An 18,626-nucleotide genomic window follows, 5' to 3' on the forward strand; every position below is an offset into this window, starting at 1 on the left:
GCTTTGTTGCCGCAGGTAGTTGCAACACCCAGGGGCGCGGGGCTCTGCTGATCTGCGGCTTCGCCGCGTGGGCGGGACCAGGCGGGGGCTTTGTTTCTGCAGATGGTTGCACTGTCCAGGGGCGCGGGGAACTGCGCGAACAACCACCCTGTGCGGATGGCCCTGCTCGTTCGGCGAACCACCTACATGGGTGGCTTGTCGCGCAGTTCCCCGAGCCCCTGGACAGTGCAACCATCTGCGGCAGCAAAGGCACCGGCTTGTCGCGCCCACGCGGCGGAGCCGCACATCAGCAGAGCCTCGCACCCCTGAAAGTGCAACTCGCCCCTGTCTAGAAGGATCTACCTCGCGGCCTCCATCTTCTTCAGCACCCTCGAAGCCATCGCCTCCGGCAACGCCTCGTGCCGCGCGTACACGCGGGTGAAGCTGCCGGCGCCGTGGCTGAGCGAGCGGAGGTCGACCGCGTAGCGGACGATCTCCAGCTCCGGGACGTCCGCGTGGATCGCGGTCCTGCCGCCCGAGCCGACGGGTTCCGTCCCCAGCACCCGCCCGCGCCTGCTCGACAGATCACTCAGCACCGCGCCTACGAAGTCGTCCGGGACGAGGACGTGGACCTCCGCGACCGGCTCCAGCAGCCGGACGTTGTCCGCCGCCGCCTCGCGCAGCGCCAGCGCGCCCGCCGTCTGGAAGGCGGCGTCCGAGGAGTCCACGGAGTGGGCCTTGCCGTCGACGAGCGTGACCCGCACGTCGACCAGCGGGAAGCCCGCCGCCACGCCACGTGCCAGCTGCGCGCGCACGCCCTTCTCGACCGAGAGGATGAACTGGCGCGGCACCGCGCCGCCGACCACCTTGTCGACGAACTCGAACCCACTGCCCGTCGGCAGCGGTTCGACCTCGATCTCGCAGATGGCGTACTGCCCGTGGCCGCCGGACTGCTTGACGTGCCGTCCACGTCCCGTTGCCGGGCCCGCCAGCGTCTCGCGGAACGGCACCACGTAGTCCTCGGTGTCGATCTGCACGCCGAACCGGCCGCGCAGCCGCTCCAGCATCACGTCCGCGTGGGCCTCGCCGAGGCACCACAGGACCAGCTGCCGGGTCTCCGGATTCTGCTCCAGCCGCAGCGTCGGGTCCTCGCCGCCGAGGCGGGACAGCGCCTGGGAGAGCTTGTCCTCGTCCGCCTTGCTGTGGGCGTGGATGGCGATCGGCAGCAGCGGCTCGGGGAGCGCCCAGTGGTCGAGGTCGACCAGGTGGCCGGGCTGGCTCAGCGTCTCCTCGGTCGCGCCGTGGCCGAGCTTGGCGACGCAGACGATGTCACCCGCCACGGCCTGCGGGACCGGCCGCTGCGCCCTGCCGAACGGCGAGGTCAGCGCGCCGACGCGCTCGTCGCTGTCCCCGACGTGGACCTGGACGTCGGGGCGCAGCGTGCCGGAGAAGACGCGGCAGAGGGTGAGCCGTCCGACGTAGGGGTCGCTGGTGACCTTCAGTACCTGCGCCGCCAGCGGGCCGTCGGGGTCACAGGCGACGGCTTCCTCGCCGGGGTGCACCGGGCAGACGTGCTCGATCGGGGAGGGAAAGGCCGCGGTGACCAGTTGCAGCAGCTCCGTCGTGCCGACGCCCTCGCGGGAGCCGTCGGCAGCCGGGAGCGCGGCCAGCACGGGGTGGAAGTGGCCGCGGGCCACCGCGCGTTCGAGGTCGTCGATGACATTCTCGGTGTCGATGGTCTCGCCGCCGAGGTAGCGGTCCATCAACGTCTCGTCCTCGCTCTCGGTGATGACCGCCTCGATCAGCCGCTCCCGGGCCGGATCGATCTCCGTCGCAAGCTCGCCGTCGACCTCGCTCTCGACGCGCTTGCCGTCGGCGTAGTCGTACCGTTGCCGGCTCAGCAGGCCGACCAGGCCGGAGACGTGACGGGTGCCGTCCGCGCCGGGCTCGCCCTCGCGCAGCGGCAGGTAGATCGGCAGCACCGACTCGGGGGAGTCCGGCGCGAACGCCTCGCGGCAGCGCTCGACGGTGGCGTCGAAGTCGGCCTGGGGCGCGTCGAGCTTGGTGACGAGCAGGGCGCGTGGCATGTCGACCGCGGCGCACTCGTCCCAGAGCGAGCGGGTCGCGCCGTCGATGTCCTCGTTGGCCGGGACGACGAAGAGCGCCGCGTCGGCGGCCCGCAGCCCGGCCCGCAGCTCGCCGGTGAAGTCGGCGTAGCCGGGGGTGTCCAGCAGGTTGATCTTGTACCCGTCGAACTCGATCGGGACGAGGGAGAGCTGGACCGAGCGCTGTTGCCGGTGCTCGATCTCGTCGTAGTCGGAGACGGTCGTGCCGTCCTGGACGCGTCCGGCCCGGTTGATCGCCCCCGTGGCCAGGGCGAGGCTCTCGGCGATGGTGGTTTTTCCTGCTCCGCTGTGGCCGACCAGCACCACGTTCCTGATCTGCTCGGGCCGGTCGGCCGACGGTGCCCTGCCGGCGGCTCCCGCTGGTGCATTGTGCTTGTCACCCATGATCGGTGTCTCCTCCCGCTTGCGCGCCAGAGAAACGCCACGGGGACCGCGCCGGGTGATTCGCTCCGTGAGGGAGTGGGTGGGGATTGTGACGACGGTCACCCGCGGTACTTTGGAGCCTCTCACCGAGTTCGCCGCAGGTCCATACGTGGGTCAGGCGTAGGCCCCCGATAGCATGGCGCACGCCCGGACAATCCGGTCCCGGGAGCCGGAGAATCTGGTTCCAAGAGATTGTGCGCACTCTTCTCCAGCCTGGAACGGAGCGGTCGGCAGACCCATGCTCAACAAATACGCCCGAGCCTTCTTCACCCGCGTCTTCACGCCTCTTGCGGCCTTCCTGTTGCGCAAGGGGGTCAGTCCGGACGCGGTCACCCTGGTCGGCACCGCCGGGGTGGTGGCGGGTGCGCTGGTGTTCTACCCGCGCGGCAGTTTCTTCTGGGGCACGGTCGTCATCACCCTGTTCGTCTTCTCCGACCTGGTCGACGGCAACATGGCCCGCCAGGCGGGCCGCTCCGGGCCCTGGGGCGCGTTCCTCGACTCGACGCTGGACCGGGTGGCGGACAGCGCGATCTTCGGCGGCATCGCCATGTGGTACGCGGGCAAGGGCGACAACCTGCTGCTCTGCGCGGTGACGCTGTTCTGCCTGGCCAGCGGCCAGGTCGTCTCGTACGCCAAGGCCCGGGCGGAGAGCCTCGGGCTCCCGTGCAACGTCAACGGCGTCGCCGAGCGCGCCGAGCGGCTGGTGGTCACCCTGGTCGCGGCCGGGCTCGCCGGGTTGCACGCGTTCGGCGTGCCGGGGATCCAGTGGCTGCTGCCGATCGCGCTGTGGGCGGTGGCCGCGGGCAGCCTGGTCACCGTCTTCCAGCGGGTGCTGACCGTGCGCCGCGAGGCCGCCGAACTGGCCGCAGCGGAGGCGGCCTCGCAGCCCGCCGAGTCCACCGAGCCCGGTGAGCCGACCGAGTCCACCGGGCCGACCGAGTCCACCGAGGGGGAGGCCCGATGACGGACCTGAACCGCATCAAGGACCAGCTGACCTACACCGCGTACGCGTCCGGTTGGGCCCTGGTCAAGCGCCTTCCCGAGCCCTGGGCCGACGCGCTGTTCCGCCGCATCGCCGACCGGACCTGGAGGGGCCGCGGCAAGAGCGTGCTGCGCCTGGAGACCAACCTGCGCCGGGTCCACCCCGAGCTGGACGACGCAGCGATCCGGGCGCTGAGCCGCGAGGGCATGCGGTCCTACCTGCGCTACTGGTGCGAGTCCTTCCGGATGCCGGTCTGGAACCGGGAGAGGATCACCGCCTCCTTCGAGCCCGAGCACATCGAGCGGCTGGACGACACCCTGGCCGCCGGTCGCGGCGTCGTCCTCGCCCTGCCGCACATGGGCAACTGGGACCTGGCCGGCGCCTGGGTCGTGGTCCGCGGCTACCCGTTCAGCACGGTCGCCGAGCGCCTCAAGCCGGAGAAGCTCTTCGACACCTTCGTCGCCTACCGCGAGGGCCTCGGCATGGAGGTGCTGCCGCTGACCGGCGGCAGCAACACCCTGGCCACCCTGGCCAAGCGGCTGCGCGCGGGCAAGCTGGTCTGCCTGGTCGGCGACCGCGACCTCTCGGCGTCCGGAGTCGAGGTCGACTTCATGGGCGAGAAGACCCGGATGCCGGCCGGTCCGGCGGCCCTGGCCCAGCAGACGGGAGCGGCGCTGCTCCCGGTCACCCTCTGGTACGACGACACCAAGGTGATGAAGGGCTGCGTGCACGAGGAGATCCAGGTCCCCGAGCAGGGCAGCCGCCGCGAGAAGACGGCGGCGATGACGCAGGCCATGGCCGACGTCTGGGCGGAGGGCGTCCGCGCCCACACCAAGGACTGGCACATGCTCCAGCGCTTCTGGCTCGCCGACCTCGAACCCGACGACCCGCGCGCGCTGCAGGGCACGGCCGTTCCCTCTGACGCTCCGTCAACTGACGGCGGCGCGAACCCGGTGGAGGCCCAGGCATGAGGATCGGCGTCGTCTGCCCCTACGCCTGGGACGTCCCCGGCGGCGTCCAGTTCCACGTCCGCGACCTCGCCGAGCACCTGATCGGCCTCGGTCACGAGGTCTCCGTGCTGGCCCCGGCCGACGACGACACGCCGCTCCCGCCGTACGTCACCTCGGCGGGCCGTGCGGTCCCCGTGCCGTACAACGGCTCGGTGGCACGCCTCAACTTCGGCTTCCTCTCGGCCGCGCGGGTGCGCCGCTGGCTGCACGAGGGCCGGTTCGAGGTGCTGCACATCCACGAGCCCGCGACGCCGAGCCTCTCGCTCCTCGCCTGCTGGGCCGCCAGCGGCCCGATAGTGGCCACCTTCCACACCTCCAACCCGCGTTCCCGCGCGATGATCGCGGCCGAGCCGATCCTCCAGCCGGCGCTGGAGAAGATCTCCGCGCGGATCGCCGTCAGCGAGTACGCACGCACGACGCTGGTCGAGCACCTCGGCGGAGACGCGGTGGTCATCCCCAACGGCGTCGACGTCGACTTCTTCGCGAGCGCGGAACCGCGCGCGGAGTGGCAGGGGGAGACGATCGGATTCGTCGGCCGCATCAACGAGCCGCGCAAGGGTCTGCCGACGCTGCTGGAGGCGTTCCCGAAGATCCTCGCCGAGCGGCCGGGGGTTCGACTGCTGGTCGCGGGCAAGGGTGACGAGGAGGAGGCGGTCAAGGACCTCCCGCGCGAGGTGCGGGACCGGATCACCTTCCTCGGCATGGTCTCCGACGAGGACAAGGCGCGGCTGCTGCGCAGCGTCGACGTGTACATCGCGCCCAACACGGGCGGCGAGAGCTTCGGCATCATCCTGGTCGAGGCGCTGAGCGCGGGCGCGCCGGTCGTCGCCAGCGATCTGGACGCCTTCCGGCAGGTCCTCGACGGCGGCGCCAGCGGCGAGCTCTTCCCCGTCGAGGACGGGGAGGCCCTGGCCAAGGTCGCCATCCGCCTCCTCGGCGACCCCGAGCGCCGCAGCGCGCTCAGCGACACGGGCTCGCGCCACGTCCGCCGCTTCGACTGGTCCACGGTGGGCGCGGACATCCTCGCCGTCTACGAGACCGTCGCGACGGGCGCGGCGGCGGTGACGGACGGCGAGCCGGCCACGGGGTGGCGCGCCCGCCTGGGGCTGGCCAGGGACTGAACCTCTTGCAGATGCGGTAGTTGCACCACCAGGGGCGCGGGGGACTGCGCGACAAGCCACCCGGGTGGTGAGTCCCCGAGCGAGCAGGGCCGTCCGCGCGCCGGTGGTTTCTCGGGCGGTTCCCCGCGCCCCTGGGCAGTGCAACGACCTGCGGTGGCGAAGCTCAATCTCCGTTCCGTCCCCGCGGGAGCGGATAGGGTCACACCCCGTGAGCATCTGGATCTGGGTCGCCCTCGCTGTCGTCGCCTTCGGCCTCTACCTCTCCTGGACGGCCGGTCGCCTGGACCGCCTGCACGCGCGGATCGACGCCGCCCGCGCCGCGCTCGACGCGCAGCTCCTTCGACGCGCGTCCACAGCGCAGGAGTTGGCGACCTCGACGCTGCTCGATCCCGCCGCGTCGATCCTGCTCTACCAGGCCTCCCACGCCGCCCGAACCGCGCAGCCCGACGCGCGGGAAGTCGCGGAGAGCCAGCTCTCCCAAGCCCTGCGCGCCGTCTTCGCCGAGCCGGAGCAGGTCGCCGAGCTCTCGGCTCTGCCCGGCGGGGCCGAGGCACTCGCCGACCTCGGCGAGGCCGTGCGCCGCGTGCCGATGGCCCGGCGGTTCCACAACGACTCCGTGCGCGCGGCGCGCGCCGTCCGCCGACACCGGCTGGTCCGTCTCTTCCGGCTCGCCGGACACGCGCCGTTCCCGCTCGCCTTCGAGATGGACGACGAGGCTCCGCGTACGCTGGAGCGCGTCCCGGCGTAAGCACGCGACGCGCAACGCGTAACGCGTACCGCGGACCGGCCGTCAGGCATCGCGCCTGCTACGGAACGTCGTACTCGGATGGTCCGGGCTGGACCGCATGGAGCATCGGCTAAGGTCGGAGCGGGCCTACCATGGGCTTATCGCACCGAATCCGCGTCTTCAGTGAGGTCATTCGTGTCCACCAACTCCCCCGCCACCTCCGACCAGCCTGCCATCGGTACCGCCCGCGTCAAGCGCGGCATGGCCGAGCAGCTCAAGGGTGGTGTGATCATGGATGTGGTCAACGCCGAGCAGGCGAAGATCGCCGAGGATGCGGGCGCCGTGGCCGTCATGGCTCTGGAGCGCGTTCCCGCCGACATCCGCAAGGACGGCGGCGTGGCCCGTATGTCCGACCCGAACATGATCGAAGAGATCATCGAGGCCGTCTCCATCCCGGTCATGGCGAAGTCCCGCATCGGCCACTTCGTCGAGGCCCAGGTGCTGCAGGCGCTCGGCGTCGACTACATCGACGAGTCCGAGGTGCTGACCCCGGCCGACGAGGTCAACCACTCCGACAAGTTCGCCTTCACCACCCCCTTCGTCTGCGGTGCCACCAACCTGGGTGAGGCCCTGCGCCGCATCGCCGAGGGCGCGGCCATGATCCGCTCCAAGGGCGAGGCCGGCACCGGCAACGTCGTCGAGGCCGTCCGCCACCTGCGCCAGATCAAGGGCGAGATCGCCAAGCTGCGCGGCTGCGACAACAACGAGCTGTACGCCGCGGCCAAGGAGCTGCGCGCCCCGTACGAGCTGGTCGCCGAGGTCGCCGAGCTCGGCAAGCTCCCGGTCGTGCTCTTCTCCGCCGGTGGCGTGGCCACCCCGGCCGACGCCGCGCTGATGCGCCAGCTGGGCGCGGAGGGCGTCTTCGTCGGCTCCGGCATCTTCAAGTCGGGCGACCCGGCCAAGCGCGCCGCCGCCATCGTGAAGGCCACCACCTTCTACGACGACCCGAAGATCATCGCGGACGCCTCCCGCAACCTGGGCGAGGCCATGGTCGGCATCAACTGCGACACCCTGCCCGAGACCGAGCGCTACGCCAACCGCGGCTGGTAATCGACTCCCGCAGTCGTCTTCGGTAGCCCCGGCCCCTGCCAACGCGCCACGCGTAGGGGGCCGGGGCTCCTCCCGTTCGTCTGTTCATCCACGGACATCCAGAACAAGAACATCCAGAAGAGGTCCCTCCCGTGTCGTCGTCCAGCTCCACTCCCGTCGTCGGTGTGCTCGCCCTCCAGGGCGACGTGCGCGAGCACCTCGTCGCCCTCGCCGAGGCCGACGCGCTCGCCCGCCCGGTCCGCCGCCCCGAGGAGCTGGCCGAGGTCGACGCCGTCGTGATCCCCGGCGGCGAGTCCACCACCATGTCCAAGCTGGCGCTGCTCTTCGGCGTGATGGAGCCGCTGCGCGCCCGCGTCGCCGCCGGGATGCCGGTCTACGGCACCTGCGCGGGCATGATCATGCTGGCCGACAAGATCCTCGACGGCCGCGACGACCAGGAGTCGGTCGGCGGCATCGACATGGTCGTCCGCCGCAACGCCTTCGGCCGCCAGAACGAGTCCTTCGAGCAGGGTGTCGACTTCAAGGGCCTTGCCGAGGGCGGCCCGGTGCACGGCGTCTTCATCCGCGCCCCGTGGGTCGAGTCCGTCGGCGCGGGCGTCGAGGTCCTCGCCTCCCTGCACGAGGGCACCGACGCCGAGCACATCGTGGCGGTCCGTCAGGGCAACCTGCTGGCCACGTCGTTCCACCCGGAACTGACCGGCGACCACCGCGTGCACGCCTATTTCGTGGACATGGTCCGCGCCGTCGGTCACGGCCGGTGACGGTAGGATCTCCCCGTTCGTTCACTTCAGTCCGGTGCTGTTTTAAGGAGCAACTCGATGTCCGGCCACTCCAAGTGGGCTACCACCAAGCACAAGAAGGCCGTCATCGACGCGAAGCGCGGCAAGCTCTTCGCCAAGATGATCAAGAACATCGAGGTGGCGGCCCGTACCGGTGGTGGTGACCCCGCCGGCAACCCGACGCTCTACGACGCCATCCAGAAGGCGAAGAAGAGCTCGGTCCCGATCGACAACATCAACCGCGCCGTCAAGCGCGGGTCCGGCGCGGAGGCCGGTGGCGCCGACTACGCCACCATCATGTACGAGGGCTACGGCCCGAACGGTGTGGCCGTCCTGATCGAGTGCCTCACCGACAACCGCAACCGCGCCGCGTCCGACGTGCGCGTCGCGATGACCCGCAACGGCGGCAACATGGCCGACCCGGGCTCGGTCTCCTACATGTTCAGCCGCAAGGGCGTCATCATCGTTCCCAAGGCCGACAAGGTCGACGAGGACACGGTCATGGAGGCCACCCTCGAGGCCGGCGCGGAGGATGTCAGCGACATCGGCGACGCGTACGAGATCCAGACCGAGGCCTCGGACATGGTCGCGGTGCGGACCGCGCTCGTCGACGCCGGGATCGACTACGACTCGGCCGAGGCCAACTTCGTCCCGTCGGTCCAGGTCGAGCTCGACGCCGACGGCGCGCGCAAGATCTTCAAGCTGATCGACGCGCTGGAGGACAGCGACGACGTGCAGAACGTCTTCGCCAACTTCGACCTCTCGCCCGAGGTCGAGGCGGAGCTCGACGCGGACGACTGAGTCCCTCTTCGCTACCGCAGGTAGTTGTCACACCCAGGGGCGCGGAGCCGCGGATCACCGGAGCCTCGCGCCCCTGGGTGTTGCAAGGTTCTGTCAGTGCGAACAGATAGCCTGCGGGCATGCGTGTTCTCGGGGTGGATCCAGGCTTGACCCGCTGCGGTGTCGGTGTGGTCGACGGCGCGCCGGGAAGGCCCCTGCACATGGTGGCCTGTGGGGTCGTCAGAACTCCTGCCGAGATGGACATCCCCCTGCGGCTGCTGGAGATCGAGCGTGGGCTCGACGCGTGGTTCGACACGCACCAGCCGGAGCTCGTCGCCGTCGAGCGCGTCTTCTCGCAGCACAACGTGCGCACCGTCATGGGCACCGCCCAGGCCAGCGCGGTCGCCATGCTCTGTGCGACCCGGCGCGGCATACCGGTCACCCTGCACACCCCGAGCGAGGTCAAGGCCGCCGTCTCCGGTAGCGGTCGCGCGGAGAAGGCACAGGTGGGGGCCATGGTCACCCGCATCCTGCGGCTCGACGCGCCGCCCAGGCCGGCGGACGCCGCCGACGCGCTCGCCCTCGCCATCTGCCACATCTGGCGCGGCACCGCCAACAACAGGATCGCCGCCGCCCTCAGCCGAGTCAGGGAGCCCCGCCCGTGATCGCCTTCGTCAGTGGCCCGGTGGCCGCGCTCACGCCGAGCAGCGCCGTGATCCAGGTCGGCGGCGTCGGGATGCTGGTCCACTGCGCCCCGAACACGCTGGCGGGTCTCCGCATGGGGCAGGAGGCCGTGATCGCCACCTCGCTTGTGGTCCGAGAGGACTCCCTCACCCTCTACGGCTTCGCCGACGACGACGAGCGGCATACCTTCGAGCTGTTGCAGACGGCGAGCGGCGTCGGGCCCAAGGTCGCGCAGGCGATGCTCGCCGTGCACAGCCCGGACGGGCTGCGGCTCGCCGTGGCCAGGGGTGACGCCAAGGCGCTGACCGCCGTTCCCGGCATCGGGCCGAAGGGTGCGCAGAAGCTGCTGATCGAGCTCAAGGACCGGCTCGGCGCGCCGACGGGCGCCGTCCCCGCGCAGCCGCACGCCGCGGTCGCCAGCGGGCCCGCGCCCTGGAACGACCAGCTGCACGCCGCCCTGGTCGGCCTCGGTTTCGCCCCGCGCGAGGCGGACGAGGCGGTCGCCGCGGTCACGCCCGAGGCCGAGGCGATGGAGAAGCCGAACGTCTCCGCGCTTCTCCGCAGTGCGTTGCAGAGCCGCAACCGCACCCACTGAGACACGAGAATTCGCTGAGAAGTCGCCCAGCGGAAATCACTGAGAAGTGGTACCCGGCAGTACTCGCCCGCACAAAGAAACGCAGATCCACCGAGAACGGAGCGAAGAGCGCATGTACGACGACGCCGCCGGCGACCGCCTGGTCACCGCCGCTGCGGACGGCGAGGACCGGGCCGTCGAGGCGGCGCTGCGCCCGCGTGACCTGGACGAGTTCATCGGACAGGAGCGCGTCCGCGAGCAGCTCTCGCTCGTTCTCCAGGCGGCCAGGCGCCGGGCGGCCACACCCGACCACGTGCTGCTCAGCGGCCCCCCCGGGCTCGGCAAGACGACGCTGTCGATGATCATCGCCGCCGAGATGAACGCGCCGATCCGGATCACCTCCGGCCCGGCCATCCAGCACGCAGGCGACCTGGCGGCCATCCTCTCCTCGCTGACCGAGGGCGAGGTGCTCTTCCTCGACGAGATCCACCGGATGTCGCGGCCCGCCGAGGAGATGCTCTACATGGCGATGGAGGACTTCCGCGTCGACGTGATCGTCGGCAAGGGGCCCGGCGCCACCGCCATCCCGCTTGACCTGCCGCCGTTCACGCTCGTCGGGGCGACCACACGGGCCGGTCTGCTACCGCCGCCGCTGCGCGACCGCTTCGGGTTCACCGGGCACATGGAGTTCTACGCTCCCGAGGAGCTGGAACAGGTGATCCACCGTTCCGCCCGGCTGCTGGACGTCGAGATAGATCCCAGGGGCGCCGCCGAGATCGCCCGCCGCTCGCGCGGCACGCCGCGTATCGCCAACCGACTGCTGCGCCGCGTCCGCGACTACGCGCAGGTCCGGCACGACGGAGTGATCACGGAGGCGATCGCGGCCGCCGCGCTCGTCGTCTACGAGGTGGACGCCAAGGGCCTGGACCGGCTGGACCGGGCGGTGCTCCAGGCGCTGCTCAAGCTGTTCGGCGGCGGCCCGGTCGGGCTGTCGACGTTGGCCGTGGCGGTGGGGGAGGAGTCCGAGACGGTCGAGGAGGTCGCCGAGCCGTTCCTGGTCCGGGAGGGCCTGCTGGCCCGCACCCCGCGTGGCCGGATCGCGACCGCGGCGGCGTGGCAGCATCTGGGTCTTACGCCCCCTAACCAGTCCCCGGCGGCCGGTCTGCCCAGCCAGACGGAGCTCTTCGGGGCCCCGGAAGCCTGAAATTCAGGTATTCCGGAATGTGATCTGTGCAGGGAACTCGCCATTCGGCTCACCCGGATGACATGCTGGACGTTGTTGCACCTGTAGGAGTCCCCCTAGACTCCGCCCGCCGCCGTCCACTCCGGGCGGCCCGAGAATCGGATCGGCCGCGCTTCCCCCTGCGGCCCCGCAAAGGACTGTAGTCGTGGGTTCCTCCTCTTTCCTCCTCGTCGCCGTGGTGATGTTCGGCGCAATGTTCCTGATGACCCGCTCTGCCAAGAAGAAGCAGCAGCAGGCCTCGGAGATGCGCAACCAGCTGGAGCCGGGCAGCGGCATCCGCACCATCGGTGGCATGTACGCGCTGGTCAAGGCCGTCAATGACGACACCGTCGAGCTCGAGGTCGCTCCCGGCGTGTACGCGCTCTACGCCAAGCAGGCCATCGCGCAGGTGATGGACCCGGTCGAGTACAACCGGATCGTCCACGGCGAGGAGCCCGAGGAGGAGTCGGACGAGGCGGACACCACCGCCGAGGCCGCGACCGTCGAGGATGCCCCCGTCGCCCTGGCGAAGGACCTCGCCAAGGACGACGCGAAGGACGCCGAGGTCTCCGCCGCTGCGGACGCCGCTGTGGACGCCGACGCTGAGAAGACCCCGGCGCAGGTGGGTGGCGACAAGGACGCCTCCGCCAAGTAGCCTTGCCCGCTACGGAGTCCGGCGGGGGTGTCAGCCCCCGCACGGGACCGCCGACCGCTGCGTCGTGGCCGAGCCGCCCCCTGTCCGCCGGTACCCCGGCGTCGGCGACTTGACCTGCCCACGGCATGGACAGAGAGAATCGAGAAGGTGGCATCACCCAAGTCCCGTCCCCGTGACGGTTACCCGGGGCGTGCGCTGAGCCTGATCCTGGTGATCATGGTGGCTCTGGTGGCCATCATGTTCGGCACCGGGAACACCAAGCCGCGGCTCGGCATCGACCTCGCGGGCGGCACCAGTGTGACCCTGCAGGCGTACGCACCCGGCGACCCCCAGGCGGTCAACCCCGCCAACATGAACGTCGCCGCGCAGATCATGCAGGAACGTGTCAACGGCACCGGCGTGACCGAGGCGACGGTCCAGGTGCAGGGCACCGACCAGATCCTCGTGAACGCGCCGAAGGGCACCAGCTCCACGCAGCTTGCGGATGAGCTGTCCACCACGGCCAAGCTGTTCTTCCGTCCGGTTCTCGCGGAGCAGCAGCAGATCGCCCCCGGTACGGCGACCTCCAGCCCGAGCGCCTCGCCGAGCGGTTCGGCCACCGGCAAGCCGAGTGCCACTCCGAGCGGAAGCACGAAGCCGCAGGCCTCTGGTGCGTCCGGCACCGCCTCGCCGAGCGCGAGCAAGACCCAGGGCGACGCCGTCGCGTCGGACCTGAAGGCCAGTGCCTCCGCTTCCGCACACGCGTCCGCCACTGCTTCGCCGAAGGCGAGCGGTTCGGCGGGTGCCAAGCCGGGTGCCACCCCGAGTGCCTCCGCTTCCACGGTCTCCGGCCAGACGGCCGGCACGGTCCCCGCCGCGCTGCAGAGCGCCTTCAACGCCACGGACTGCGGCACCCTCAAGGGTCGCAACATTGCCGCGGCCGCAGCGAACGTCGGCAAGGACACGGACCAGATCACCGCCTGCTCCCAGGACAACTCCTCGGGCGCCTGGATCAAGTACGCGCTCGGCCCGGTGGCCGTGCCCGGTACCGACATCACCGGCGCGCAGCCGGGTCTGAGCTCGCAGACCGGCCAGTGGCAGGTCAACCTGAACTTCAACGGCGCCGGCTCGTCCGCCTTCGGCAAGGTCACCGGCCAGCTGGCCTCGCTGCAGTCCCCGCAGAACCAGTTCGCGATCGAGCTCGACGGTCAGATCCAGTCCTCCCCGTACGTTCAGCAGGCCATCACCGGCGGACAGGCGCAGATCACCGGTAGCTTCACGCAGACCGACGCGCAGTCGTTGGCCAACGTGCTCAGCTACGGTTCGCTGCCACTGAACTTCAAGCAGCTCCAGATCGTCACCGTCTCGCCCGAGCTCGGTGGCAGCCAGCTCACCGCCGGTCTGGTCGCGGGTGCGATCGGTCTGGCCCTGGTGGTTCTCTACTCGCTGCTCTACTACCGCGGCCTCGGCCTGGTGGCGGTCGCCTCGCTGGCCGTCTCCGGCGTGCTGACCTGGTCGATCATGGCCCTCCTCGGCGGCGCGATCGGCTTCGCGCTGAACCTGCCCGCGGTCTGTGGCGCCATCGTCGCCATCGGTATCACCGCGGACTCGTTCGTCGTCTACTTCGAACGCATCCGAGACGAGCTCCGCGAGGGCGCCACGCTCCGTCCGGCGGTGCGCAACGCCTGGCCGCGCGCCCGGCGTACGATCCTGGTGTCGGACGCGGTCTCGTTCCTCGCCGCCGCGGTGCTGTACTTCTTCACCGTCGGCAAGGTCCAGGGCTTCGCGTTCACGCTGGGTCTGACCACCCTGCTGGATGTCGTGGTGATCTTCCTCTTCACCAAGCCGTTGATCGCGCTGCTGGCGCGGAAGAAGTTCTTCGCCTCCGGCCACCCGTGGTCCGGGCTCTCGCCCCAGCGCCTCGGGGTCCGCTCCCCGCTCCGCGACGGCCGCCCGCGTCGTCCGGCCCGTCCGACCGCCAGCAAGGAGGCCTGACCCGATGTCACGCTTCGGCAATATCGGCCACCGCCTCTACACCGGTGAGGTCAGCTTCGACTTCGTCGGGCGGCGGAAGCTGTGGGCGATCCTCTCCGGCGTCATCCTGGTAGCGGCCATCCTCGGCCTCTCCGTGCGCGGCCTGAACCTCGGCATCGAGTTCAAGGGCGGTGACATCTACACGGTCACCAAGCCCGGCGTGACGATCGCCCAGGCCCAGAAGGCCGCCAACGACCTGACGCACGACAGCTCGGCGCAGGTCCAGACGGCCAATAGCTCCGGCGGCCAGCAGATCCTGATCCAGATCAGCTCCGCCGAGAACGTCCATGCGACCGAGGGTCAGGACTCGCTGTCGAAGTCGCTCAACCTGACCCCGAGCGAGATCTCGACCCAGACGCTGAGCGCCAGTTGGGGTAGCGACATCAGCAAGAAGGCCCTCGAGGGTCTGGTCGTCTTCATGGTGTTGGTGACGCTGTACCTGGCCTTCGCCTTCGAGTGGCGGCTTGCGGTCGGCGCGCTGGTCGCCCTGCTGCACGACCTGCTGATCACCATCGGTGTCTACGCCCTGGTCGGCTTCGAGGTCAGCTCGGGTACGGTCATCGGCTTCCTCACCATCCTTGGTTACTCGCTCTACGACACGGTCGTCGTCTTCGACGGTCTCAAGTCCGCGACCAAGGGCCTGACCAAGCAGAACAAGCTGACCTACAGTGACGCGGCCAACCAGTCGCTGAACAGCACCCTGGTCCGCTCGATCAACACCACGGTGCTGGCCCTGCTGCCGGTCGCCGCGCTGCTGTTCATCGGTGGCGGTCTGCTCGGCGCGGGTGTCCTCAACGACATCTCGCTGGCGCTGTTCGTCGGTCTGACGGCCGGTGCGTACTCCTCGATCTGCGTGGCCACCCCGACGGTCGCCTGGCTCCAGGAGAAGCGCCCGGAGTACAAGGACCTGGCTCGCCGAGTGAAGGCCCGCAAGGCTGCCGACGCCAAGGCCAAGGCCGAGGGCCGGGAGCTGCCGGAGGACGCGGCGGACAACGCCGTCACCATCCCGGCCGCGCAGTCCGGTGGTCCGCGCAACCAGCCGGTCAACCGCAGCCGCAGCGAGCGTCGCTCCACCGGGCGCCACTGAGACACCGCATCACAGCAGCACCCTGTGCGCGGCAGTGCAATCGCACTGCCGCGCACAGGCACGAGAAGAACCAGACGGAGCAGGAGAACCCACCCATGAGCAGCACCGACCTGGCGGCCCTTCTCGCCGCCAAGATCCGCGACGTCCCGGACTACCCCAAGCCGGGCGTGGTCTTCAAGGACATCGCGCCGCTGCTCGGTGACGCCGAGGCTTTCGCCGCCCTGGTCGACCACCTGGCCGCCCGCGCCAGGGCGCTGGACGTGACCAAGGTTGTCGGACTGGAGGCGCGCGGCTTCATCCTCGCGGCGCCGGCCGCGTACGCCGCCGGTGCGGGCTTCGTCCCGGTCCGCAAGGAGGGCAAGCTGCCCGGCGAGCGGCACAGCCAGGCGTACGAGCTGGAGTACGGCTCGGCCGTGATCGAGGTGCAGACCGACGCCTTCGCTCCCGGCGAGCGGGTGCTCGTCGTCGACGACGTGCTCGCCACCGGCGGCACCGTCGAGGCCGCGCTGCAGCTGATCCATCGCTGCGGCGCGGAGGTCGCCGGCGTCGAGGTGCTGATGGAGCTCGGCTTCCTGGGCGGTCGTGCCCGTCTGGCCCCGCTGCTGGGCGACGCCCCGCTGGAGACCGTCATCGCGGTCTGAGGCGCTGACGACTGTTGCGTGAGGGCGGGTCCGGGTTCCCGGACCCGCCCTCGCCGCGTTTCCACGCGCGGCGCTCCGGCGTCCACCGGCCGGGCCGGTGGCGGCACGTGGCAGTGACCCTCGGTACCATTGAGGTTCCGGTCCCGCTCCAGAGGAGTGCACTTGCCCGAAGAGGTCGTGCCCACAGCTTCCGACGCGAAGGAGAAGGGCCCGGCGGCCTCGACCGCGCCGGCCGCACCGGCCGTGCAGCCGAAGCCCGCCGCCCCGAACGTTCCGGCGACGTTCCAGGCCGCCGCCGGTGCGCACGCCGTCGCGCCGCGAACGGTCGCGCCCTCGCCCTCGCGCGTACGGGCCCGGCTGGCCCGCCTCGGCGGACAGCGCAGCAGCACGTTCAACCCGGTGCTGGAGCCGCTCTTCCGGATAGTCCGCAGCAACGACCCCAAGGCCGACCTGCACACGCTGGAGCGCGCGTACCAGATCGCCGAGAAGTGGCACCGCGGCCAGAAGCGCAAGAGCGGCGACCCGTACATCACCCACCCGCTCGCCGTCGCCACCATCCTCGCCGAGCTGGGTATGGACGCGCCGACGCTGATGGCGGGGCTGCTCCACGACACCGTCGAGGACACCGACTACGGCCTCGACACGCTGCGCCGCGACTTCGGCGACACCGTGGCCATGCTCGTCGACGGCGTGACCAAGCTGGACAAGGTCAAGTTCGGTGAGGCCGCGCAGGCCGAGACGGTCCGCAAGATGGTCGTCGCGATGGCCAAGGACCCGCGCGTCCTGGTCATCAAGCTGGCCGACCGCCTGCACAACATGCGCACCATGCGCTACCTCAAGCGGGAGAAGCAGGAGAAGAAGGCCCGCGAGACCCTGGAGATCTACGCCCCGCTGGCGCACCGGCTGGGCATGAACACCATCAAGTGGGAGCTGGAGGACCTCGCCTTCGCGATCCTCTACCCCAAGATGTACGACGAGATCGTCCGCCTGGTCGCCGAGCGCGCGCCCAAGCGCGACGAGTACCTGGGCACGGTCACCGAGCAGGTGACGGGCGACCTCAAGACCGCCCGGATCAAGGCCGAGGTCAAGGGCCGCCCGAAGCACTACTACAGCGTCTACCAGAAGATGATCGTGCGGGGCCGGGACTTCGCCGAGATCTACGACCTGGTCGGCGTCCGGGTCCTGGTCGACTCCGTCCGCGACTGCTACGCGGCGCTGGGCACCATCCACGCGCGGTGGAACCCGGTGCCGGGGCGGTTCAAGGACTACATCGCCATGCCCAAGTTCAACATGTACCAGTCGCTCCACACGACGGTCATCGGGCCCGAGGGCAAGCCGGTCGAGCTGCAGATCCGCACCTTCGATATGCACCGCCGCGCGGAGTACGGCATCGCCGCGCACTGGAAGTACAAGCAGCAGGCCGTCGCGGGCGCGTCCAAGGTCCGCACAGACACGCCCGCGGGCAAGGGCGAGACCGTCAACGAGATGGCCTGGCTGCGCCAGCTGCTCGACTGGCAGAAGGAGACCGAGGACCCGAGCGAGTTCCTCGAGTCGCTCCGCTTCGACCTCTCCAACAACGAGGTCTTCGTCTTCACGCCCAAGGGCGACGTGATAGCGCTGCCGGCCGGGGCCACCCCGGTCGACTTCTCCTACGCCGTGCACACCGAGGTCGGCCACCGGACCATCGGTGCCCGCGTCAACGGCCGCCTGGTGCCGCTGGAGAGCGCGCTGGAGAACGGCGACACGGTGGAGGTCTTCACCTCCAAGGCGGAGAGCGCGGGCCCGTCCCGCGACTGGCTCTCGTTCGTCAAGTCCCCGCGGGCGCGGAACAAGATCCGTGCGTGGTTCTCCAAGGAGCGCCGCGAGGAGGCCATCGAGCAGGGCAAGGACGCGATCACCCGCGCCATGCGCAAGCAGGGCCTGCCGCTGCAGCGGATCCTCACCGGCGACTCGCTCGTGACGCTCGCGCACGAGATGCGCTACCCCGACATCTCGTCGCTCTACGCGGCGATCGGCGAGGGCCACGTCGCGGCGCAGACGATCGTGCAGAAGCTGGTCCAGTCCCTCGGCGGCGAGGACAGCGCGACCGAGGACATCGTCGAGCTGACCACCCCGTCGCCCGCGCGCAACCGCCGCCAGCGGCGGGCCACGCAGGATCCGGGCGTGGTCGTCAAGGGCGTCGAGGACGTCTGGGTCAAGCTCTCCCGCTGCTGCACGCCCGTTCCGGGCGACCCGATCGTCGGCTTCATCACCCGGGGCAACGGCATCTCGGTGCACCGGGCGGACTGCGTCAATGTGGACTCGCTGTCGCAGCAGGCGGAGCGGATGGTCGAGGTCGAGTGGGCGCCGACGCAGTCGTCCGTCTTCCTGGTCGCCATCCAGGTCGAGGCGTTGGACCGCTCGCGGCTGTTGTCGGACGTGACGCGGGTTCTCTCCGACCAGCACGTCAACATCCTGTCGGCGGCGGTCCAGACGTCGCGCGACCGGGTCGCGATGAGCCGCTTCACCTTCGAGATGGGCGACCCGAAGCACCTGGGTCATGTTCTCAAGGCCGTGCGCGGGGTGGAGGGCGTCTACGACGTCTACCGAGTCACCTCGGCGAAGGCGCGCTGAGACCTCAGGGGCGCGGGGAACTGCGCGAGCAACCACCCTGTGCGGATGGCCCTGCTCGCTGAGCGACTCACCACACTGGGTGGCTTGTCGCGCAGTTCCC

16 protein-coding genes are annotated in these 18,626 nt (G+C 70.3%); 15 read left to right on the forward strand and 1 reads right to left on the reverse strand.

Annotated features, from left to right (window positions below; translation table 11 throughout):
* Positions 1-338: 338 nt before the first annotated feature.
* Entirely contained in the window at positions 339-2,489 is a 2,151-nt protein-coding gene (locus ABH928_RS35970) for an elongation factor G-like protein EF-G2 (RefSeq protein WP_370072952.1), read from the reverse strand.
* Positions 2,490-2,766: 277 nt separating this feature from the next.
* Here ABH928_RS35970 and pgsA point away from each other — a divergent pair, with 277 nt between their 5' ends.
* From pgsA to ABH928_RS36045, 15 genes are all read left to right on the forward strand, one after another.
* Positions 2,767-3,492: a phosphatidylinositol phosphate synthase gene (gene pgsA, locus ABH928_RS35975; RefSeq protein WP_370072953.1), complete on the forward strand. Its 726-nt coding sequence runs from the start codon at positions 2,767-2,769 to the stop codon at positions 3,490-3,492.
* Complete coding sequence (locus ABH928_RS35980) at positions 3,489-4,481, forward strand: phosphatidylinositol mannoside acyltransferase (protein ID WP_370072954.1); 993 nt, start codon at positions 3,489-3,491, stop codon at positions 4,479-4,481. The genes pgsA and ABH928_RS35980 overlap by 4 nt, the downstream gene beginning before the upstream one ends.
* A complete protein-coding gene (locus tag ABH928_RS35985) occupies positions 4,478-5,641 on the forward strand; it encodes a glycosyltransferase family 4 protein (protein WP_370072955.1) in 1,164 nt (387 codons plus the stop codon). The genes ABH928_RS35980 and ABH928_RS35985 overlap by 4 nt, the downstream gene beginning before the upstream one ends.
* A gap of 208 nt (positions 5,642-5,849) precedes the next feature.
* Positions 5,850-6,389, forward strand: a complete 540-nt coding sequence (locus ABH928_RS35990) for a hypothetical protein (protein ID WP_370072956.1) — start codon at positions 5,850-5,852, stop codon at positions 6,387-6,389.
* Between the two features lie 174 nt (positions 6,390-6,563).
* Positions 6,564-7,478, forward strand: a complete 915-nt coding sequence (pdxS, locus tag ABH928_RS35995; protein ID WP_370072957.1) for a pyridoxal 5'-phosphate synthase lyase subunit PdxS — start codon at positions 6,564-6,566, stop codon at positions 7,476-7,478.
* Between the two features lie 131 nt (positions 7,479-7,609).
* Entirely contained in the window at positions 7,610-8,239 is a 630-nt protein-coding gene (gene pdxT / locus ABH928_RS36000; protein ID WP_370072958.1) for a pyridoxal 5'-phosphate synthase glutaminase subunit PdxT, read from the forward strand.
* A gap of 57 nt (positions 8,240-8,296) precedes the next feature.
* Positions 8,297-9,058: a YebC/PmpR family DNA-binding transcriptional regulator gene (locus ABH928_RS36005; RefSeq protein ID WP_370072959.1), complete on the forward strand. Its 762-nt coding sequence runs from the start codon at positions 8,297-8,299 to the stop codon at positions 9,056-9,058.
* Positions 9,059-9,177: 119 nt separating this feature from the next.
* A complete protein-coding gene (gene ruvC, locus ABH928_RS36010; RefSeq protein WP_370072960.1) occupies positions 9,178-9,702 on the forward strand; it encodes a crossover junction endodeoxyribonuclease RuvC in 525 nt (174 codons plus the stop codon).
* Positions 9,699-10,316: a Holliday junction branch migration protein RuvA gene (ruvA, locus tag ABH928_RS36015; protein ID WP_370072961.1), complete on the forward strand. Its 618-nt coding sequence runs from the start codon at positions 9,699-9,701 to the stop codon at positions 10,314-10,316. Before ruvC ends, ruvA begins: the two co-directional genes overlap by 4 nt.
* A 112-nt stretch (positions 10,317-10,428) precedes the next feature.
* Complete coding sequence (gene ruvB / locus ABH928_RS36020) at positions 10,429-11,499, forward strand: Holliday junction branch migration DNA helicase RuvB (RefSeq protein WP_370072962.1); 1,071 nt, start codon at positions 10,429-10,431, stop codon at positions 11,497-11,499.
* Between the two features lie 184 nt (positions 11,500-11,683).
* Positions 11,684-12,172, forward strand: a complete 489-nt coding sequence (gene yajC / locus ABH928_RS36025) for a preprotein translocase subunit YajC (RefSeq protein WP_370072963.1) — start codon at positions 11,684-11,686, stop codon at positions 12,170-12,172.
* A 147-nt stretch (positions 12,173-12,319) separates the two neighbouring features.
* Positions 12,320-14,146 (forward strand): protein translocase subunit SecD, encoded by a 1,827-nt coding sequence (gene secD / locus ABH928_RS36030; RefSeq protein ID WP_370072964.1) that lies wholly within the window; start codon positions 12,320-12,322, stop codon positions 14,144-14,146.
* Between the two features lie 4 nt (positions 14,147-14,150).
* Positions 14,151-15,272: a protein translocase subunit SecF gene (gene secF / locus ABH928_RS36035; protein WP_370072965.1), complete on the forward strand. Its 1,122-nt coding sequence runs from the start codon at positions 14,151-14,153 to the stop codon at positions 15,270-15,272.
* A 95-nt stretch (positions 15,273-15,367) separates the two neighbouring features.
* Positions 15,368-15,913: an adenine phosphoribosyltransferase gene (locus ABH928_RS36040; RefSeq protein WP_370072966.1), complete on the forward strand. Its 546-nt coding sequence runs from the start codon at positions 15,368-15,370 to the stop codon at positions 15,911-15,913.
* Between the two features lie 162 nt (positions 15,914-16,075).
* Positions 16,076-18,526 (forward strand): bifunctional (p)ppGpp synthetase/guanosine-3',5'-bis(diphosphate) 3'-pyrophosphohydrolase, encoded by a 2,451-nt coding sequence (locus ABH928_RS36045; RefSeq protein ID WP_370072967.1) that lies wholly within the window; start codon positions 16,076-16,078, stop codon positions 18,524-18,526.
* The last annotated feature ends 100 nt before the right edge of the window (positions 18,527-18,626 follow it).

It is taken from the genome of Streptacidiphilus sp. MAP5-3, from assembly GCF_041262505.1.
Taxonomy (GTDB): domain Bacteria; phylum Actinomycetota; class Actinomycetes; order Streptomycetales; family Streptomycetaceae; genus Streptacidiphilus.